This is a genomic window from Chryseobacterium sp. POE27, assembly GCF_039727685.1.
In the GTDB taxonomy this organism is placed as follows: Bacteria; Bacteroidota; Bacteroidia; order Flavobacteriales; family Weeksellaceae; genus Chryseobacterium.
The window spans coordinates 3,424,040-3,443,820 of sequence record NZ_CP152475.1 but is presented as its reverse complement, the minus strand read 5'-3'; the positions used below and the strand labels follow the sequence as shown (position 1 = coordinate 3,443,820).

23 protein-coding genes and 1 pseudogene are annotated in these 19,781 nt (G+C 35.1%); 10 read left to right on the top strand and 14 right to left on the bottom strand.

What is annotated here, in order from left to right:
• Positions 1 to 44 precede the first annotated feature (44 nt).
• Positions 45 to 629, bottom strand: coding sequence for a Pycsar system effector family protein (locus tag AAHI02_RS16430; RefSeq protein ID WP_346984161.1), 585 nt, complete (start codon positions 627 to 629; stop codon positions 45 to 47).
• A complete protein-coding gene (locus tag AAHI02_RS16425) occupies positions 589 to 1,218 on the bottom strand; it encodes an HD domain-containing protein (RefSeq protein ID WP_346984160.1) in 630 nt (209 codons plus the stop codon). The genes AAHI02_RS16430 and AAHI02_RS16425 overlap by 41 nt, the downstream gene beginning before the upstream one ends.
• A gap of 26 nt (positions 1,219 to 1,244) precedes the next feature.
• Between AAHI02_RS16425 and AAHI02_RS16420 the strand changes: the two genes are divergently transcribed.
• Genes AAHI02_RS16420 through AAHI02_RS16410 form a run of 3 tightly spaced genes read left to right on the top strand, consistent with a single transcriptional unit; the run spans position 1,245 to position 4,963 of the window.
• On the top strand, positions 1,245 to 2,576 hold the full coding sequence (locus tag AAHI02_RS16420; RefSeq protein ID WP_346984159.1) for a metallophosphoesterase: 1,332 nt from the start codon (positions 1,245 to 1,247) through the stop codon (positions 2,574 to 2,576).
• Complete coding sequence (locus tag AAHI02_RS16415; RefSeq protein ID WP_346984158.1) at positions 2,536 to 3,558, top strand: hypothetical protein; 1,023 nt, start codon at positions 2,536 to 2,538, stop codon at positions 3,556 to 3,558. The genes AAHI02_RS16420 and AAHI02_RS16415 overlap by 41 nt, the downstream gene beginning before the upstream one ends.
• Complete coding sequence (locus tag AAHI02_RS16410) at positions 3,509 to 4,963, top strand: BamA/TamA family outer membrane protein (RefSeq protein WP_346984157.1); 1,455 nt, start codon at positions 3,509 to 3,511, stop codon at positions 4,961 to 4,963. The genes AAHI02_RS16415 and AAHI02_RS16410 overlap by 50 nt, the downstream gene beginning before the upstream one ends.
• 49 nt (positions 4,964 to 5,012) lie before the next feature.
• Here AAHI02_RS16410 and AAHI02_RS16405 read toward each other — a convergent pair whose 3' ends face one another.
• The 4 genes and pseudogenes from AAHI02_RS16405 to AAHI02_RS16390 all read right to left on the bottom strand — a co-directional run bounded on the left by AAHI02_RS16405 (position 5,013) and on the right by AAHI02_RS16390 (position 8,765).
• The gene (locus AAHI02_RS16405; RefSeq protein WP_346984156.1) at positions 5,013 to 5,885 is read right to left on the bottom strand and encodes a hypothetical protein; all 873 of its coding nucleotides are present in this window, start codon (positions 5,883 to 5,885) and stop codon (positions 5,013 to 5,015) included.
• A gap of 2 nt (positions 5,886 to 5,887) precedes the next feature.
• Positions 5,888 to 6,967 (bottom strand): FUSC family protein, encoded by a 1,080-nt coding sequence (locus AAHI02_RS16400; protein ID WP_346984155.1) that lies wholly within the window; start codon positions 6,965 to 6,967, stop codon positions 5,888 to 5,890.
• Positions 6,968 to 7,736: pseudogene (mazG, locus tag AAHI02_RS16395) on the bottom strand (nucleoside triphosphate pyrophosphohydrolase). It lies immediately after the preceding gene.
• Between the two features lie 510 nt (positions 7,737 to 8,246).
• Entirely contained in the window at positions 8,247 to 8,765 is a 519-nt protein-coding gene (locus tag AAHI02_RS16390) for a hypothetical protein (RefSeq protein WP_346984154.1), read from the bottom strand.
• 697 nt (positions 8,766 to 9,462) lie between these two features.
• Here AAHI02_RS16390 and AAHI02_RS16385 point away from each other — a divergent pair.
• The gene (locus AAHI02_RS16385) at positions 9,463 to 9,813 is read left to right on the top strand and encodes a helix-turn-helix transcriptional regulator (RefSeq protein WP_346984153.1); all 351 of its coding nucleotides are present in this window, start codon (positions 9,463 to 9,465) and stop codon (positions 9,811 to 9,813) included.
• Between the two features lie 50 nt (positions 9,814 to 9,863).
• Here AAHI02_RS16385 and AAHI02_RS16380 read toward each other — a convergent pair whose 3' ends face one another.
• The 5 genes from AAHI02_RS16380 to ruvX all read right to left on the bottom strand — a co-directional run bounded on the left by AAHI02_RS16380 (position 9,864) and on the right by ruvX (position 12,351).
• Positions 9,864 to 10,142: a hypothetical protein gene (locus tag AAHI02_RS16380; RefSeq protein WP_346984152.1), complete on the bottom strand. Its 279-nt coding sequence runs from the start codon at positions 10,140 to 10,142 to the stop codon at positions 9,864 to 9,866.
• Positions 10,114 to 10,500, bottom strand: a complete 387-nt coding sequence (locus AAHI02_RS16375; protein WP_346984151.1) for a hypothetical protein — start codon at positions 10,498 to 10,500, stop codon at positions 10,114 to 10,116. The genes AAHI02_RS16380 and AAHI02_RS16375 overlap by 29 nt, the downstream gene beginning before the upstream one ends.
• A 204-nt stretch (positions 10,501 to 10,704) precedes the next feature.
• The gene (locus AAHI02_RS16370) at positions 10,705 to 11,268 is read right to left on the bottom strand and encodes a DUF5606 domain-containing protein (RefSeq protein ID WP_346984150.1); all 564 of its coding nucleotides are present in this window, start codon (positions 11,266 to 11,268) and stop codon (positions 10,705 to 10,707) included.
• A 97-nt stretch (positions 11,269 to 11,365) separates the two neighbouring features.
• Positions 11,366 to 11,938, bottom strand: coding sequence for a peptide deformylase (gene def / locus AAHI02_RS16365; protein WP_346984149.1), 573 nt, complete (start codon positions 11,936 to 11,938; stop codon positions 11,366 to 11,368).
• Complete coding sequence (gene ruvX / locus AAHI02_RS16360; RefSeq protein ID WP_346984148.1) at positions 11,935 to 12,351, bottom strand: Holliday junction resolvase RuvX; 417 nt, start codon at positions 12,349 to 12,351, stop codon at positions 11,935 to 11,937. Before ruvX ends, def begins: the two co-directional genes overlap by 4 nt.
• 113 nt (positions 12,352 to 12,464) lie before the next feature.
• Between ruvX and AAHI02_RS16355 the strand changes: the two genes are divergently transcribed.
• Complete coding sequence (locus AAHI02_RS16355) at positions 12,465 to 12,926, top strand: histidine phosphatase family protein (protein WP_346984147.1); 462 nt, start codon at positions 12,465 to 12,467, stop codon at positions 12,924 to 12,926.
• Positions 12,927 to 13,315: 389 nt separating this feature from the next.
• Here the strand turns inward: AAHI02_RS16355 and AAHI02_RS16350 are convergent, their stop codons facing one another.
• Complete coding sequence (locus AAHI02_RS16350) at positions 13,316 to 14,860, bottom strand: serine hydrolase (protein WP_346984146.1); 1,545 nt, start codon at positions 14,858 to 14,860, stop codon at positions 13,316 to 13,318.
• Between the two features lie 379 nt (positions 14,861 to 15,239).
• Between AAHI02_RS16350 and AAHI02_RS16345 the strand changes: the two genes are divergently transcribed.
• The 5 genes from AAHI02_RS16345 (at position 15,240) to AAHI02_RS16325 (ending at position 17,624) form a co-directional block, all read left to right on the top strand.
• Complete coding sequence (locus tag AAHI02_RS16345; protein ID WP_346984145.1) at positions 15,240 to 15,737, top strand: metallophosphoesterase family protein; 498 nt, start codon at positions 15,240 to 15,242, stop codon at positions 15,735 to 15,737.
• A gap of 8 nt (positions 15,738 to 15,745) precedes the next feature.
• Entirely contained in the window at positions 15,746 to 15,934 is a 189-nt protein-coding gene (locus AAHI02_RS16340; protein ID WP_346984144.1) for a hypothetical protein, read from the top strand.
• A gap of 34 nt (positions 15,935 to 15,968) precedes the next feature.
• The gene (locus AAHI02_RS16335; protein WP_346984143.1) at positions 15,969 to 16,241 is read left to right on the top strand and encodes a Smr/MutS family protein; all 273 of its coding nucleotides are present in this window, start codon (positions 15,969 to 15,971) and stop codon (positions 16,239 to 16,241) included.
• 18 nt (positions 16,242 to 16,259) lie between these two features.
• Positions 16,260 to 16,976 (top strand): DUF3822 family protein, encoded by a 717-nt coding sequence (locus AAHI02_RS16330; protein WP_346984142.1) that lies wholly within the window; start codon positions 16,260 to 16,262, stop codon positions 16,974 to 16,976.
• A 69-nt stretch (positions 16,977 to 17,045) separates the two neighbouring features.
• Positions 17,046 to 17,624, top strand: coding sequence for an RsmD family RNA methyltransferase (locus tag AAHI02_RS16325; protein ID WP_346984141.1), 579 nt, complete (start codon positions 17,046 to 17,048; stop codon positions 17,622 to 17,624).
• Between the two features lie 56 nt (positions 17,625 to 17,680).
• On the opposite strand, the gene murI is transcribed toward AAHI02_RS16325, so the two are convergent.
• Both murI and hemW read right to left on the bottom strand, forming a co-directional pair.
• Entirely contained in the window at positions 17,681 to 18,511 is an 831-nt protein-coding gene (gene murI / locus AAHI02_RS16320; protein WP_346984140.1) for a glutamate racemase, read from the bottom strand.
• Positions 18,512 to 18,621: 110 nt separating this feature from the next.
• Positions 18,622 to 19,746: a radical SAM family heme chaperone HemW gene (gene hemW, locus AAHI02_RS16315; RefSeq protein ID WP_346984139.1), complete on the bottom strand. Its 1,125-nt coding sequence runs from the start codon at positions 19,744 to 19,746 to the stop codon at positions 18,622 to 18,624.
• Between the last annotated feature and the right edge of the window lie 35 nt (positions 19,747 to 19,781).

The following is a 19,781-nucleotide window of genomic DNA, read 5'->3' as shown; positions in this document are numbered from 1 at the left end:
TTAAAATTATTTTTAATTTGTTAAAATTCTGCTTAATAAAAATGTTAGAGACTCAGAAAAGCATATCCGAAAGACAGTACTGAAATAACGATTCCAACCATAAAAATCTGGTAGGTTATCGACAAAAGCCTGTATTTTCTATCTAAAACTTTACCGAGATAATATAAATCTTTCACCATAGAATCGTAAATATAATCGCGATCTTTAATCAGAATGTTCATTGCGTCCTGATAATCATCGAAAATCATTCGATTAAAATTCCCAAAAAACAAAAGATTTACCTTTCTGTCGGCAATATCCTTGGCAGTAAATTTCGCTTTTGTAACATTTGGTTTTGTAGATAATATCGCAAATATGATCGTTAAAACAGCTGATAACAAAAGAATAAAGCTTGGTATAATCAGATGAGAATTTTTTGGGGTGTCTAATTTCGGAACGAGTACAGAAAGACAAACAGAAATAATAATCGCATTTACAGAAAGCAGGATATTTGCTTTGCTGTCGGCAATATCACTCAATCTCGTATGATTGCTTAGCGTTACTCTGAACAATGTATCAACACTTCTGTCAGGTTTTACTTCTTTTTCTTTATCTTTTTTTACTTTCAGAATGTTCTTTTTTCCCATCATCCTTTTCCAGCTTTTTTTCGATTTTCTTGATATTTTTTTCCTTTAAAGACTGCCAGTTCTGTTGGGCATATTCGGTATAAAATCTGTGCTTGTTTTTAAGCATATCCAAATTTCCGGCATTCCATTCGTCGTTGGAAAAACATCTCACATTCGTCAGTTCCCATTCTTTTCTCAAAGCATCGGAAATATCATTATAATCATGGCTGGCAAAATGGCTGCAGTCGGCATCTTTCACAATTTTCTCCAGTAAATTCTGTGGCTGATAGGTAATTTTGGTTGCCAAAATCAGCTTTGACACCTCATCTATATAATTTTCAGGGTAATTTTCATTCTGTAGAAAATTTTTCGCAATCCTTACTCCTTCTTCCTCATGCTCTTTGGCACATTCTATGTATCCTGTATCATGGAACCAGAGAGCCAAAAGAACCTTTTCCTGATCTTCCGGAGAAACATCCGTGTTTCTCAGAATCTCTTCAGCTTTATTTACCGTAAATGTAGTATGAATAAAATTATGATAAAAATATACCGAAGATAACTTATCTTTGAATAAGGTTTCAACATAATCTTTGGCTTTTTGTAAAATGTCCATCACCGAAATTTTGTTAATGTAAATTTATGAATTTATCCTTTAAAACTCATTTAAAAAATACTTCTGTTATCATCAGAGTAGCATTATCTGCAGGAGTTCTTTATTCCTGCGCAACATATAACGTAAAAAAGGGTAAAAACTTATCTGAAATAAATAATTCTGAAATAAAATCTGAAAATGATTTTAAAGTTTTCCTTGTAGGTGATGCCGGAAATGCTGATGAAGCGCAGGCTCAAAACACGTTGAACTTACTGAAAAACCAACTTGAAAAAGCAGACAGCCATTCGATGCTGATCTTTTTGGGTGACAATATTTATCCTTCCGGAATGCCCGAAAAATCTGATAAAGATTATGATCTCGCAAAAAAGAAACTGGAAGACCAGCTTTCCATCGTAAAAAATTTTAAAGGCAAAACATTAGTAATACCTGGAAATCATGACTGGTATAACGGCCTGGATGGAATGAAGGGCCAGGAGGATTTTGTGAAAAATTATTTAGACGACAAAAAAGCTTTCCTGCCTAAGAATTCATGTCCGATTGATGATATCAGCCTCACCAAAGATATCAAACTGATTGTAATTGATTCTGAATGGGCTTTGCTGAACTGGGACAAATATCCCGGAATCAACAAAAACTGTGATATTAAAACCCGGGAAGATCTCTTTACAGAATTTAAAGATTTAATTAATAAAAATCAGGATAAAAGAATCATTGTTGCTCTGCATCATCCTGTCATGAGCAGCGGAACCCACGCTGGATATAGCTCTGCGAAATCCCATCTTTTTCCTTTAAAAAGTAAAATTCCGGCTCCGGGCGTTGCAAGCCTTATCAACATAGTAAGAAGTTCATCAGGAGCCAATCCTGAAGATATCAACAATAAGCATTACGCTGATCTGGCAAATCGCTTAAAAAGCATTGTTCAGGAGAAAGAAAATGTAATTTTCGTTTCAGGGCATGACCATAATCTTCAGTATCTTGAAATGAGAAATATCAAACAAATCATCAGCGGTGCGGGTTCCAAGATTGATCCGGCGACCATTGGTGATCAAACAGATTTTTCGTATGGAGGAAGCGGCTTTGCTGTTTTAAATATCAGAAAAGACCAAAGCTCGGATGTTGAATATTTCTCGACAAAGGATAATTCTTTAGAAAAACTTTCACATATTCAGGTAATTGGAAAACCGGCACAATTTATAAATAATTATTCCGATTCTTTTCCTTCAACCTTTACCTCAACCATTTATCCTGAAAAATTGACTCATAAGAGAAAGTTTTACCGATGGCTTTGGGGGGGATCATTACCGAAAGTATTACGGAATGCCGATCGAAGCTCCTACGGCCAACATTTCAACGCTTGATGGCGGCTACACACCTTTTAGAGAAGGTGGTGGAAATCAGTCAAACAGTCTGAGACTGAAAGCTCAGGACGGTCAGGAATTTGTCATGAGAGGTATTAAGAAAAGCGCAGTCAGGTTTCTGAATAATATGGCATTCAAGAAAAGTACGTTCGGAAATGAATTGAGCAATACATTTCCGGAAAAATTCCTACTGGATTTTTATACTGCCAATCATCCGTTTACTCCTTTTGCGGTAGGAAATATGGCCGATAAGATCAATCTTTTCCACAGCAATCCGCGATTATATTATATTCCGAAACAAAAAGCTCTGGGAGAATATAACCAGAACTACGGTGATGAAATGTATATGATTGAAGAACGTTTTTCTTCCGATCCTAAAACCTTGGCGTCACTTGATAATGCAAAAGATATTCTCTCAACAGATGACGTTCTGAACAACTTTAATAAAAACTATAAATATTCCGTAGACAAGGAATCATACATCAGAGCAAGACTATTCGATATGCTCATCGGCGATTGGGACAGGCATTCTGATCAATGGAAATGGGCTGAATATAAAGACGGGGACAAAGTAATCTATAAGCCTATCGGTAAAGACCGGGATCAGGCTTTCAGTAAATATGACGGTAATGCTTTCAAGCTTATCATGAACATCCCGGCAATCCGCCATATGAAAACATTTAAGGATGATATTAAAAACGTAAAATGGCTTGCGATGGAACCTTATCCTTTGGATCTGGTGTTTTTAAAAGGATCAACTGAGGAAGACTGGGTTGCGCAGGCAAAATATATTAAGGAACACCTTACTGATCAGGATATCGATAATGCTTTCAGTAATTTACCAAAAGAAGTACAGGATGAAACTATTGCAGATATACAGAGAAAACTGAAATCAAGAAAAACAAAATTAGAGACGTACGCATCTCAATATTATGATGTTTTACAGAAAAAAAGTTCCATTGGCGGGAACTGTAAATCCTGATAAATTTGTCATTACAAAAAATGGAAACTCCGTCAATGTAAAACAATATAAATTAGATAAAAATCAGCAAAATCCTGAGTTGGTTTTTGAAAAAAATTATGATGATTCCAAAACGAAGGAACTTTGGATCTATGGCTTGGAAGATGATGATATCTATGAAGTTTCCGGTGAAGGAAGCCCAAATATGAATATCAGATTAATCGGCGGTTATAATCATGATACTTACAACGTTGCTGATGGGGAAAAGGTGAAAATATATGATTTTAAGTCTCAGAAAAATACATATAATACAAAAGGGGCAACCAAAAACATTTCAGATGACTACGAAATCAACACGTACAATTATAAACATCCGAGATATAATTTCTTTGCAGGTTATCCCAATGCAGATTACAATCCTGATGACGGTGTAATTTTAGGTGTTTTGGCCAATTATACGGTCAATAATTTCATCCGTTCTCCATACACACAAAAGCACAGCCTGAAAGTGAATTTTTATACCGCAACAGGCGGCTTTAATGCAGCATATAAAGGAATATTCAAAAAAGCAATAGGAAGCTGGGATTTTAATCTGGATGCAGGTTTCACAACGCCTCGCTTTGCAGAAAATTTCTTTGGCCTTTCCAACGAAAGTGAATATGACAAAGAAGAAACTGAAAGGAAATTCAACAGAGCAAGAATTTCAAAGGTGAATTTTGCGCCATCTATTTCTAAGAAAAGCTGGACTAATATATTCAATCAGTTTCAGATGACTTTTGAAAATAACAAAGTACAGCGGAACGGCGATCGTTTTGTGGATCTTTCATCGGATGTAAGGCCTGAAGTTTTCGACAATCAGCAGTTTGCAGGTGCAAATTATACTTTCGGATACAAAAATCTTGACAATACAGCTTTCCCAACCTTAGGCATGGAATTTAAAGTAAATGCCGAGTGGAAAACCAATCTTAATGATTCGAAAATAAACTTTTTAATAGTAAAAGGCACACTATCTTTAGACCATAAGCTAGACAGAAGAGGAAATTTTGTTTTTGCCAACTCCAGCAACGGAATGTGGATCAACAACAATAATTTTGAATTCTATCAGGCGGCTGCAATCGGTGGAAATAATGGGATGCGGGCTTTCAGAAACGAAAGATTTTCAGGGAAATCATATTTCACCAACAACTCTGAGATCCGTTGGGATTTCGGAAGGGTGAAAAACAATATCGTCCCTGCCAATATGGGTGTTTTATTAGGCTACGATATAGGAAGAGTGTGGAATGATCATGAAGATTCCAGAAAATGGCATCAATCCGTCGGCGCAGGATTCTGGCTAAGCATTGTTGAAATGTTCTCTGCGAGATTAAATTACTTCTACGGAAGCGATGGAGGTCGAATTTCAGGCGGTGTCGGCATGACTTTCTAAGTACACTTACATAGTAATAAAAATCCGCAGAAAATTTCTGCGGATTTCTTTATTTTAATTTAAACTGATAAATATTTCCTCCCTCTTTTTTGTCCTTTTCATCGGCAATCAATAATGTTTTATCATCAAGAAAAACAAGAGCTTCTTTTTGTGAATTATGATTCAAAGGTATCTTCTGAATTTTTGCTTTACTAAAATCATCTGCAGTAAATCCGGTTAAAACCTGAATATTTTTATGATTTAATAAAACAATTTTATCTTTTGTACTGTTGATGGCAGCAGAAGTAATCGCGGCATCAGTGTAACCTCCCTGAAGTTTCAGTCTGCCGACTAATTTGGCTTCAAAATTTCCCTGTTTATTCGGAACCCGGAAAACCAAAAAAGTTCCGTCAAAACCTTTGCTTCTGTTTTTTGTAAAAAGATAAAAATTACCATCCATTTCTACAAAAGCTTCGCAATCGTACAGCCAGTTTGATTTTTTAGGAGGAAATTCAGTCTGTCCCTCATAATGAAATGTCGTTGCCTGCAAAACTTTTGTGGATTTCTGTGACACATCTTTCAGATCGATTTTAAGAATCGATAAATTTTGTCTGTCATTATCGTTATTCCCGAAATCCCCGATGTAAATATTCCCTGCAGAATCGGTTGTGATATCTTCCCAATCGTGGTTTTCTGTGTTTTCTACTAAAACATCACTCGTGAGATTTCCTTTCTGATCCAGTCCGTAAATTACATTTTTATTTCCCTGATCTTCAATCGCCCAAATGGTCTTTTTATCCTTAGAAACCGTAATTCCCGAAACTTCTTTAAGCTTTTTAGGTAAAGAAAATTCTACCTTTACATCTTCTGTTTTAGGTGAATCCTGTGCTTTCGGATTACAGCTCCACAACAAAAATGCCGATACAATAACAACGCGCAACATATCTATTTTTTTAATTTTTTAAACTGAAAATAAGAGAATCTTATATTTTTCTCTAAGTTATTAATAATCTGCTGATGGTGAAGAAAAAAACCTGCCGCCAGACCGATTAAACTTCCGATAACGGTATCAATAAGCCTTGCCTGCATAAGATTTTCAACGTTATGATGAATTTCACTTCCCGTTTCTGCCAGAAGAATCGTTAAAGGCGTAATAAATACCACCGCAAAACCGTAATTTCTTACGATTAATAATTCAATAATAAACTGCAAAACAGTGATCATGACAATCATGACGATCTTTTCAGGATTGAATAAAAGAATCAGCCACGCAAATCCGATCCCGATGAAAGTCCCTAAAATACGGTGCATATTTCTCTGCCGTACATGCTCAAAATTACGTCCCTGAATAATGGCAACGGCTGCAATAGAAATCCAATAGGTGTTTTTAAACTGTAAAAGATGCCCGATAATTAAAGTCAGCGCCATGAAGAAACCGATGATGGTACTTTCGACAAATTTGGTATATCTTCTCTTGTTGAATGCTCTTCTCGGAACCGTTACCACTTTGCTTTTTTCAATAAAAACCGAATACAGAAAAGCAAAAGAGCATGATAAAATGGCTCCCATCGTGACAAGCCCTACTCTTGCTGGAATCAGTTCCAGATCAAATTTATAAGTGCTTGCCATCGCCGCCACCATGATAAAGAAAAAATTTCCCGGTGGTGGAATTTTAAAATACGAAGAAATAAAATGCGCCAAAAATGAGATGATTGCCACTGATAAAGCTGCACAATAAATATTAAATCCAAAAAATGAACTTACTGTAAACGAAAATATAATACCGAAGGCACAAATCGCCAGATGGATCATTCTCTGCGTAATCGGAGCCGACGTGAAATACAGAATAGTCAGTGCTCCCAGACTTGAAAGTGCTCCATAATTTGGTTTTCCTGAAAAATACCCTATGAACAGGCAACTTCCAACGCACAGAGCAGCAAGAAAAGGAAAATGCCATTTTCTTTCCGTCTGTTTGAATTCCAGCAAATAATGGAAACGGTGATGTACCGGATTTTGTACTTTCATTTATTGTAAAAGTTTAGCTTTTTCCCAAAGAACATCCATTTCTTCAAGCGACATTTCTGCTAATTTAAGATGCTGATCTGATGCCAAATTTTCCATTTTCTGAAACCTTGAAATGAATTTTAAATTGGTCCGCTCCAGTGCAGAATCGGGATTGATACCGGAAATTCTTGCATAATTGATTAATGAAAAAAAATACATCTCCCAGTTCCTGTTCTTTTTTATCAAGATCTGTTTCAGCATGAAACTCCTGAATTTCTTCATCTACTTTTTTCCATGCATCTTCCGCATCATGAAATTCAAAACCGATTCCTTTTACCTTATCCTGAATTCTGTAGGCTTTTACCATGCTTGGCAAACTTTTCGGAACGCCTCCCAAAATGGATTTGTTACCTTCTTTTAGTTTCAGTTTTTCCCAGTTCTGTTTTACTTCTTCTTCGTCCTTCACTTTTGTGTCTCCATAAATATGAGGATGGCGGAAAATGAGTTTTTCGTTCAATGAATTAATCACATCCGCAATATCAAAACTTTCTTTTTCCGAACCTATTTTAGCATAAAAAACCAAATGCAAAAGAACATCTCCCAACTCTTTTTTTATTTCCTGCAGATCATTCTGCAAAATGGCATCCGAAAGTTCATACGTTTCTTCCAGCGTCAAATGACGAAGCGATTCCAAGGTCTGTTTCTGATCCCACGGACATTTTTCGCGCAGATCGTCCATAATATCTAATAATCTTCCGAAAGCTTCAAGTTTTTCCTGTTTGGTATTCATAGTTTGAGAATTCAAGTCTTACAAAGTTAAGGCAAATATTCTGTTTGATTCTTTTGCAGTTAAAATTTTAAACCACAGATGAGCACAGATCTTCACGGATGATAATGTGTAGCTTCAGACAGCGGAACACATAGTTCACGGAGAAAAATGTTCCTACTTACTGCTGAAAGTTTCACAAAGGCGTTCTACTTATAAGAGACCGCTAAGTTTGGCTTCAATACAATTAATCAGGCTACTGGATAGTTGTTTCTTACAACCATGGGGTATCAAATAACATCTGCAAATTCAACACCCTGTTTGTCATTCCCGAAGGGAATCTCAACATCGTATTAGAGATTCGCAAGGAAAAATTCGCATCTGGATTCCTACGGAATGACAAACGAAATACATAGTCTAATACTCCAGTAAAAATCTTTTGATTTTCTTCTTCTGTGCTCTAAAATATGCGCAAAGCTTATGTTTCTAATGTGTTTAAATATCTTTTGTCACTTTTGCGGTTTAAAAAAAAGCTTACTTTTCCGCTGAAGTCTTTTCCACGATCAGCCATGCAGCATCCAGTATTTTCATGAGCTGGATATACGGAATCATGATTTTCTTTTCCGTTTCACAACTGAAATTTCCCAACGAGAAATAAACCATCGCCGACAAAAACTCATCGAATTCCTGCAAAGTACAGATTTTAAAAGCGTCCTGAAATACCTGCGCTGGATTCCGGTATTCTCTTTCTGAAAGGCTCATTACCATTTTGGAGAAACTGGCTTCCGATGAAATTTTAAACTTCCCTTTTTTGGCGATCAAATGAGAAACACGGATCAACGATCGCAATGACTGGTACAAATGGAAAACTTCGGCAGGCTCTTTTGTGGTTCGGATATTTTCCTGAACCGAACATTGAACCATTTGGTTGAGAATTTCTTTCGTAACAGCAAGATCATTGAACTGGAAAAATGCCTCCAGTAAACCTGTTGCGGAATGTTTTCTCGTTCCGGACCAGAATTTGGCTTCGAAGTCTGTTTTTTTCTTTTTCATCATTCTGTTTTTTGATTATCCGTTATTAAGCATAATACTTTTTTAACGCAAAGGATCGCTAAGATTCTTTTATATACCAAATGTTTTTAAGTTCGCAAAGACTGAACTACGTTCGTAAACCTTCAGTTTATACTCAGCAAAGAACTCAAGATTTTCAACTCAAGGCAGTTCAAAAAATTCTTCGCTCTCTAAGCATACCGGAGCCGGCCTGCCTCGTATGGCAGACCATTACCGGATGTCAAAAACAACAATCACTACGTTGCTCTATACAGGCCGTGTTCTTTTTAAATTCCTTTCGGGATGAAAATAATTTGGAAAATTGAAAGAAAGCCACTACTTTTAAGGAGTGAGTTTAAGCGTACTTCGGCTTTCCTTTAGGCATAAAGGAATTTCGGAGGGCGGCGGTTTTTGGGTGAAGCGATACTCCGGCTTCCTGCCTTTATGGCAGTTTGGGTATAGCACTGTTATTGGTAAAGCTGCACGGCTCCGCTTATTCGGGCGGTGCTGTAAGCAAGAGGATTGGGATTTTCTTTTTCATCATCTGTGTATTGTGAAAACTTTTACCTGAAACCCACCTAAAGATCACATTCTTGTTGCTTGGAATGCGTCTTTTGAATTGGTCTTTCGAGGCTTTTTCTAATTCGCTGATACAAATATAAAAAAAATAATTTACACCACACTATAGTAGGGTAAAAAAATGGAAAAAATATTTACGTTTGAGACTTATCAATTTGATTTTGCTTTTATTGAACACGTAAAGGCTTTAAGAATATCAAAAGGTTGGTCTCAAGAAACACTTAGCATTGAGATGGGAGTTGCTAAAAAATTTATTGGAAATGTTGAATCTTATAAGCAACATCAAAAATATTCTACCCGCCACATTTCGTTGCTGGCAAAGGCTTTCGGCTTTAAAAATATTTCTGAACTGATGGACTTTCCTACTCCTGAATATGACCGGATTAGAGTTACCGTGAAACAGGTTTATAATGAGAGTGGGACCAAGGTGATGGAAAGTGAGGTGGTGGGGATTGAGGGGATTGACTTTTAGTTTTTTAATAAGATTTTTAATAGTGAAAATTCTGTATTCTTATAAATAAGTCATTTTCTAATTTTTAAAATTGCTTTTTCTAAATTTTCTAATTTTTCTGAAATATTGCTATTTTTTATATAAAAATCTTCTAAATCAGAATCTGGTGAAGTTGTCATTCTATATTGTTCAATAGAAATTGTCTTCTGCCTTTTAATCAGTCTTCCATTTTCAGATTGCGAAAATGAATACTCAACTATATATTTTTTAGGTCTTTCACCACTTAAATTTTGAGCAAACATATCAGCAGTATAAAATACATTATATTGTATTCTTTCTTTTTTTGTCAATAAAATTTATATTACCATTTTTTATTATTTGATTATTAATCACTTCCAATTCTGGAGAAACACTGAAGTTTACGTTATAAGCTCTACTACCACCAGTATTTTCGATTACGAACAATACCTTTCTGCTAAGCGTTTTTAAATCAAAATTAATATCAATATCAGCCTCATATTCGTCTTCCTGTTTCCAGGAAATACGTTGAGAATTAAAATTTGCAATTATTGCTGCAATTACCGCCAATGCAGCTGCAGTAATTTCCCAATTGGAATTCTTAATAGAGTATCCTATAAGAATTACAGAACCTAATAAAGCAAAGTATTCTATACTAAGTATGAAATTTCTCAAAATTCTTTTTTTCATATAATTTTATTCTATATTGAAACTGATAGACTATAAGCCAAATTCTATTGATAGATCAATTAACAAATGTAATAATAACAAATTATTCACGTTTACGGCAATCCATACTTATACTGATTTAATAGTAGAATATTCTTTATTTAAGCTAAAACAAAAAACCTCATCAAATCTGACGAGGCTCATATTTTAAATAAGATAAATTAATTATCCCTGTTTTCTGTGCGTGCTTTTCGGAGCAGATTTTGCGGCAGAAGTTGCTTTTACTTTTGGAGCTGCTGGTTTTTCTGCTTTCGGCGCTGCTTTTTTAGGCGCTTCTTTTTCTACGTTTACTTCTTCCGTTGCCGGTTCACCATCCAACGTTTCTGGTTCTGCTTTTACGAAGCTTTCAGGAGTAATGTATCCTGCTTTATGAAGAATATTGTACCACTGTGCTAATTTCTTGATGTCTGAAGCGTAAACTCTTTCCGTATCGTAGTTTGGAAGAGAAGCCGTCATAAATTCTTTTAGTTCAGCATCACTTGCTTTATGGTGAATCGCTTCTTTGTAATCGTAGTTTTTAGCAATATTTTCAAAAACTTCGAACAAAGGAACTTCTTTATCAAAAGTAAACATGGCGATATTATCCAATAAGCTTACCTGGCTTGAATTACCAATACTTACTTTTTTCTTTGTTGTAACATCTTCAATGATAAATCCGTTTCTTAATTGAGAAACTAATTTAAAAAGTCCTGGTTTTCCGGAAATTGAAATTATTTTTTCTAACAGCATAATTTTATTTTTTGTATTTCTGAAATCGTTATTGCACTTCGACAGGCTCAGTGTGACAACTTTTTGCTCTTTATTTTTTTATTTATTGTATTGTAAACTATTTTGGAAATCTCATTTTATAATTGATGCTTACATCACCTTGGGTGATTTTTGTCAATTTACCTTTTACCAGTTTCTTTTTCAAGGCACTTAAATGGTCGGTAAATAAAATTCCTTCAATGTGATCGTACTCATGCTGGATTACGCGGGCTCTAATATCGGAAAAAGTTTCTGTATGTTTCACAAAATTTTCGTCATAATATTCGATCACGATCGTCCCTTTTCTCTTCACATCTTCTCTCACATCCGGAATAGAAAGGCATCCTTCGTTAAATTTCCATTCTTCCCCGGATTCCTCAAGAATTTTCGCATTAATGAAAACTTTTTTGAATTCTGCCAGCTCATCTTTGATATCGTCATAATCTTCATCTTCCGCCAAAGGACTTACATCGATCACAAAAAGACGGATATCCAGTCCGATCTGAGGTGCAGCCAGACCAATTCCGTTGGCGCTGTACATGGTATCGAACATGTTTTCTATCAATTCCTGCAGGTCGGGATAATCTTTATCAATATCCTTTCCTACTTTTCTTAAAACGGGGTCACCAAAGGCTCTTATCGGTAAAATCATCTTGTTTTCTGTTCTAAAAAATTCTGCAATATGATGGTTGCACTTACTTTATCTATTAATCCTTTCTGCTGTCTCTGCTTTTTATTTTTTCCGCTTTGGGAGATAAAAAACGAAGCCATTTTGGATGTAAATCTTTCATCGAAGCGGTTGACTTTAACCATTGGAAATTCGTTTTTAAAAATATCTATAAATTTTAAAATATCAGTTTCCACTTCGGAAATATTTCCTTTCAAATCTATAGGAAGTCCTATCACAACTTCATCTACTTTGTTTTCACTGAAATATTTTTTCAGAAATTCAATCATCAATGGAGTCTGTACAGTATCCAGACCGCTTGCAATGATCTGCATGTCATCCGTTGCAGCAATGCCACAACGAGCCTTTCCGTAGTCTATTGCAAGGATTTGTCCCATAGGTTTGCAAATTTAGTAAATTTTAATGATTTTATTCCAAACACATTTTTTTTATAAATCATGTTTTTATTCCGCTATTTTTTTTATAAATTTAATTTTCCAAAAACGTAATTATGAAGAAACTCATTCTCGTAAGACATGCTAAAAGTGACTGGCCGGAAGAAACAGACGACTTCGACAGACCATTGGCAGACAAGGGTTTAGAAGAAGCGATGCAAATGTCCAGATTCATGAAGAATAATAATGTGGCCATCGATTATTTTATCTCGAGTCCTGCAGTTCGCGCATTAAATACGTGCAAAATCTTCAATCAGGACTACCACATCAGCATCGTTACGAATGAGAGACTTTATAATCCTTCAGAAAGCAATTTTGAATCGGTGATTTATGACCTGGACGACAGGCATGAGTCGGTTGCTCTTTTCTCCCATAACAACGGAATTTCCAATTTTGCCAATTCTATTTCCCAGGATATTTTTCATTTTCCGACATGCGGTGTCGCCGGCTTTGAAATCGACTGCAATTCCTGGTCTGAATTTGACGGAGCAAAAAAAGAGACTATTGTTCTTTTATGATCCGGGAAAAATTAAATAAATCGTCTGTAAATAGAGACTTTGTCTTTATAAATCAAATAATTAAGATTCTTCACTACCAATAAAACATTATAAATTTCACCGCAAAAGTTACAAAAGATTTTAAAATACTTTTTAAAATATGTGAAGTTCTCAAAAAAATAAAAATCAGAGATTTTTAAAAACTCATGTGTTCTAAAATATTCATAAAGTTTTTATTCTTTAATCTAATGTGACTCATGTGTTAAAAAGCATTTGTGACTTTTGCGGTTAAATAAAAAGTTTAAACTTAATCAATAATTTTTGGCTAAAGCCTTTTTTCTCCATTCAAACAAAAGACGGGCTAAAGCCCGTCCCTATTGATAATCATCCCCTGAATGATTTTTCTAAAATTATTTTCGTCTTAAATCCAGATCATCAAAATCAAAACTGAAATCCGTAACATCAGAAATTGGTTTTAGTCTGGCAGACTGAGCCTTTCCTGTCTCGTCATAATCAAAAACAATATAAGCATCGGCATCATAGCTTCTGTCGTCCCATTTGATAATGAAGGAATTATTGGAGAATGACAACAGTTCACCTTTTAATCTTGGAGAATTTTTGCATGAAATTCTATACGTATTCCCTTGTCTTGCAACTTCTACATCTCCAAACCATTTATCGTTATACGTTCCGACAAACTGTTCCGGTTTTGGCTGAAGATTTTTATCCTTTTGGAAAGCTTCAGATTTAGCAAAAGCTTCTTTTTTCTGCTTGTCAAAACCTTCTTCCATTTTTTTCATTCGGTCTCCGTACGTTTTCAGCCAGTTACGGTCTGCGATGCCGAGATAAGAATCTTTCACCGTATTGGTAATCGTATTGAAAGCTGCTCCGGACTGTTGATTCGTCAAAATCACAATTCCCAATTTCATATCCGGGATCAGCGTAAATTGTGTTACCGTCCCTATCAATCCGCCGGTGTGTTGAATTTGCTTGTGTCCTTTGATATCACTTAAAAACCAGCCCATTCCATATCCATAAAAATTGGTATCGTAAGGACTTTTCGCTGCTACTGCAGTTGGAATCTGTAAATTCCAAAGCTGTTGAACATTTTTATCTGAAACTAATTTCTTTCCGTCTCTGGTGGTGAAATTGTTCAGAAGACATTGTGCCCAGACTGTCATATCTTTAATATTACTCAAGATTCCTCCGGCTGCATTGGCTGTTTCGTTCCAGTCGTGAGGAACAGCGATGGCTTTACCATCCACCGGTGCATGAGCATCAATTTTGTTCGCAACTGCTTTAGCTCTGTTATAGCTCCCGAAACTTGAGGTCATTCCGACAGGCTTCATGATTCTTTGTTCAATAAATTCTGCCCAGCTCAATCCCGAAACTCTGTGAATAATTTCACCGGCAACGATGAACATAATATTATTGTAATCCAAAGTTGTTCTGAAAGGATTTTCCGGTTTTAAATAGCGTACGTTGTGAACAATATCGTTTACCGTTAAATTTCCACCTTCCGGAAAGAACATCAGATCGCCCTGTCCCAATCCTAATCCAGCTCTGTGGGTTACCAGATCTTTAATGGTAACGTTTTGAGAAACATACGGATCATACATCTGGAATTCAGGAATATATTTGGAAACTTTATCGTCCCAGTCTAATTTTCCTTCATCTGCTAAAATTGCCAGAGCTGTACAGGTAAAACCTTTGGAGTTGGAGGCAATTCCTACCAGCGTATTGTCGTCCATAGGCTGTTTCGTCGTTAAAGAACGTACTCCAAAGCCTTTGGAATAAATAACTTTTCCGTCTTTGATAACACCAACCGACATACCCGGCACATCGAATGTTTTCAGCGTGTTTTGTATTAATTCATCCAATTTTTTCTCTTCAACCTGTGCGTTGGCAAAACCAACCGTGAGCAAAAGAAGGAAAATAGAAAGTTTCTGCTTCATTTTTAATTTTTTTCAAATTTAGTAAATAAAGCTGTTTAATCTTTTTAATTATATTCAATAACAATTAAAAACGCAAAGTTTTCATTTTCAGTTTAAATCGTTTAAGGAAAGCAAAGAGGGCAGATTTCATCTGCTATCAAGCCTACGCTTAATCATCCGTCTCTGAAGGAAATTCCTTTAGTTTATTCATTAATAAAAATATACTTTTCTCTGCGTTTAATCATTACTTTAAATTTTGATTCAATACTATTTGAAGTAAAATCTGAACATTCAAATAGCTTATCTACAAATCTTACAGAAGACAACTGATCGTAAAGATGTTCGTAAATAGTCACAAAAAATAATTTCAAATCTTATCTTTGTAAAGAATTTTTAATCAATGACCAAAATCCTCCTACTTTCTGACTCTCATTCCTACATTGATGACCGTATTTTAGAATATGCCGGACAGGCTGATGAAATCTGGCATGGCGGTGATTTCGGAAGTATGGAAGTGATTGAGCAGCTTGAGAGGATAAAACCCTTAAAAGGAGTTTACGGAAATATTGACAATGCAAAAATACGCACTGAATTTCCTGAAGTGAACCGTTTCTTTTGTGAAAATGTAGAAGTTTTGATGATTCACATCGGAGGTTATCCCGGAAAATATACGCCACTGGCAAAACAGGAAATTGCTGAAAAAGCTCCGAAGCTTTTCATTTCAGGGCATTCGCATATTTTAAAAGCGATGTTCGATCCGAAGAATAATCTGCTGCATCTCAATCCGGGAGCCTGCGGAAAACAGGGATGGCACAAAATGCGAACAATGATGCGTTTTGTGATTGATGGTTCAGAAATTAAGGATTTGGAAATTATAGAATTAGGACCGAAGTTTTAAAATAAAATATGAAAATTGGTGATAAAGTTTCTGTAGTGGATGAAGATTTGAGCGGAGTTGTAACTTCGGTTAACGGAAATACTGTTGTTTTAAAAGATGAATATGGTTTTACGCATCAGTATTCGAAGGAAAAACTGGTTCCGAAAAACTCTGATTTATACGAAAACATTAAAATTGTAAAAAAAAGCAGAACCTAAAAAAAATATTTCTAAAAAGCATCAGAAAAATGCTTTGATTCTGGATCTGCATTTTCATAATCTGGTTAAAAACCCTAATGATTATGACAGTTTTGAAAGGTTATTCATTCAAAAGGAAAGATTACTAGAAACGTTGAATTTTTGCAGAAAAAACCACCTTAAAAGATTAGAAATCGTTCACGGAATTGGTGACGGAATTCTTCAGAGAATGGTTTTAGATGTTTTGCAAAGCCAGACCGGACTTGATTTTTACAATAAGGAGATACTTCATCATCAATCAGGTGCAGTAATGGTAGAATTTCACTAAATTTGCAGGAATTGAAATATGAATATACTTAATTTACTTTTCACTAAAGACGGTTTGACGTACCAGATTGCCAGAAACAAAAGCATTGTGGAAGAAAAATCGTATTTCGTAGATGAAGAATCTCCGGAAAATCTTATTTCAGATAAGCTGGATGAGGTATTAATCAAACAAAGATTTGATGAAATTCATGTCATTTCCGCCCTCAATCACTTTACTTTGATGCCGGAAGGTTTTTCCCAACATGAAACAGGATTTGATCTGATCGCCTTCAATGCACCGATTGACAAGGAAAAAGAAGAACTGATGCTGTCGATCAATGAGAAATTCAAAGTTCAGTTTTATTATACTTTTCCGAAGAATTTTTATAAAAAGATTAAAGAGCTTGCAGTGCCTGTTAATTTTAATTTTTCCGGCGAAAAGTTTCTGAATTCAATTCATAATAAAAACAATAAGGAGATTCATATCAACCTTTATCACAATCAGTGTGAATTTTTTGCGATAGACAGCAAGAAAGTTATTTTATATAATAATCTGGATGTAAATTCTGAAGTGGATTTTTTGTATTTCATCATGTTTACTTTAAGCAAAATCGGTTTCGGAATCAATGAAACCAACTTCTTTGCGTATGGAGAAACTACTGAAAATGAAACTTTTATTTCAGAACTGCAGAAATTCGTGAAAAATTTAAAAATCATATTCGATAATATTCCGAATAAAAATTTTATACTAAATTAGGTTACAGGAAGCAGTTATCAGGTTTAAGTTACCTGCATGCTATGTCTACAATCTAAAACCCAACTATTTATGTACAGAATCATTTCAGGCAAATGGAAAGCCAAAAAAATAGCAGCTCCAAAGAATTTTGATGTAAGACCGACGACGGATTTTGCCAAAGAAGCCCTTTTCAGTATTTTGGAAAACACTTATGATATGCAGTCGATTTCTGTGCTTGATTTATTTGCCGGTATTGGCTCAATAAGCTTTGAATTCGCTTCAAGAGGCTGTAAGGATGTAACTTCTGTAGAAATGAACCCTAAGCACACCGCTTTTCTTAATGCTACGGCTGCCGAACTGGATATGGCGTTACAGATCAATGTTCAGCGTGGAGATGTTTTTGACTGGCTGAAAAAATTCAGAAATAAAAAATCATTTGAAATTGTCTTTTCTGATGCTCCTTTCGAAATGGAGGAGAAAAAATATCAGGAAATTATTTCTTTAGTTTTAAACAATAAATACTTAAAACCAAACGGAGTTCTGGTTATTGAGCATCAAAGCCGTATGAAATTTGATCATACGAACTTATTCGACACCAGAAAATACGGAAATGTAAGTTTCAGTTTTTTTGAACCGAATAAAGAAGAAAATACAGAAATTGGAGAATAAAACCTGTATTTATAGAAAATCAAAAAGCTGTTTCTTATCGCGAAACAGCTTTTATTTTATAATACTTTTAACTCTAAATCAATCGATTTTCCAAAAAATTTCTTTGAGATCTTTTCAAAGTTTTTCGTTAAATCTGAAAGATAAAAATGATAGCTCGGTTTTGGATTCTGATCATTCAGCAAATTATATTTATCCAAAATAATTTTCAAATGATTGGCCACAATATTCGGAGAATCGATCACACGGACACGATTTCCGTAATACTGTTTGATTTCGTCAATGAGTAATGGATAATGGGTGCAGCCCAGAATCAGTGTTTCAATATTTTTCAATTTACTATTACTCAAATAATTATAAATAATTGCATGAGTGATCGGATGATTCTTGAAACCTTCTTCAATTGCAGGAACAAGCAGAGGCGTTGCCAATTCATCCACTTTAATCCATTTGTTGTGCTTTCTAATACTTTTTTTATACAGACCTGAATTCACCGTCGCCTTTGTCGCAATAACTCCAACATTGTTGTGGATTTCATAAGAAACTTTCTCCGCGACAGGATTGATAACATCGATTACAGGAACTTTACCGGCAACAGAATGCATTACTTCGTTTAAAGCATTCGCCGTCGCCGTATTGCAGGCAATAACGATCGCTTTACAGTTTTGGTCTAACAGAAAATTGGTGATCTTGGTAGAATATTCGATAATGGCTTCCTTTGATTTTTCACCGTACGGAAGATGTTTTGTATCCCCGAAATAAATAAGATCTTCATGAGGAAGAAGTCTCTTGATCTCTTTAGCCACCGTTAAACCTCCCACTCCGCTATCAAAAATGCCGATAGGTTGCTTGGCTGAAAGATGCGAATAATCTTGCTTTTTAGTTTTCAAAACTGAGTTAAAATTTTATACAAAAATAGTGAAATTGTTGGATGCGGGATGTGGGATTTCAGAAGTTTTTCACAAAGTGCTCTTCGAATATTGGGATTCAAATTCACGACTTAAATAATAAACAGATCAGAAGCAATACCATCTGCCATGAACCAATGCTTTTCAGGGATTTTTAAATGATTGTTTTCAATGATTAAAATTTCTTCTTCCAGCTTAGATTTGATTTCAAATTGGAAATGTTCCAATATTTTATCATTAAACTTTTCTTTTAAGCTTCCGAGATCAACTCCCCAAATTGTCCGTAAACCAATCATAATCATTTCATTAAACTGGTCTTCCGTAGAAAGCAATTCTTCTTCTTTAGCCAAAATATTTGAATTTAATTTCTTAATATATTGACTATTATTGGCGACATTCCAGCTTCTTATCTCAAATCCGTTGTAAGAATGCGCGGATGGTCCAATTCCCAAATATTCTTTATACTTCCAATACGAAGAATTATGTTTTGAATAAAAGCCAGGTTTTGCAAAATTGGAAACTTCGTAATGTTCAAATCCGTTATCTTTTAGAAAATCTGATAAATAGTAGAATTCTTTATTCTGTTCTTCTTCTTTCGGACTCTTTATTTTTCCTTTTAAGATCCAGTTTTCTAAGGCCGTTTTGGGTTCTACCGTAAGAGCATATGAGGAAATATGTGGTACTTCCAGCGCAATTGTTTTATTTAAATTTTCTTTCCAGATTTCCAGATTGGAAGTTGGTGAGCCATAAATTAAATCAATACTTAGATTTTCAAATCCGAAATCCTGCGCTCTTTTGATGGAACCTTCTGCTTCTGATGCAGTATGGGCACGATTCATTAATTTTAAATCTTCTTCAAAAAAACTCTGAGTTCCGATGGATAAACGATTGATCGGTGAACCGGCTAAACCTTTCAGGAAGTTTTTATCTAAATCATCGGGATTGGCTTCCAGTGTTATTTCGATATTATTTTCAAAACTGAAATGTTTTAAAACCTCATCAATTAAAGATTTTATTTCATCTGATGAAAGGATGGACGGCGTGCCACCACCAAAATAAAGCGACTGTAAGTTTTTGTTTTGCAATTCATCTTTTCGCAGGAAAATCTCCTTTTTCATCGCAGTCAGCATTTCATCTTTAAAATTTAAAGATGTTGAAAAATGAAAGTTGCAGTAGCTGCATTTTTGTTTGCAAAAGGGAATGTGAATATAGATCATAAAAAAAGCCCTGAAAATTCAGAGCTCAAATTTAT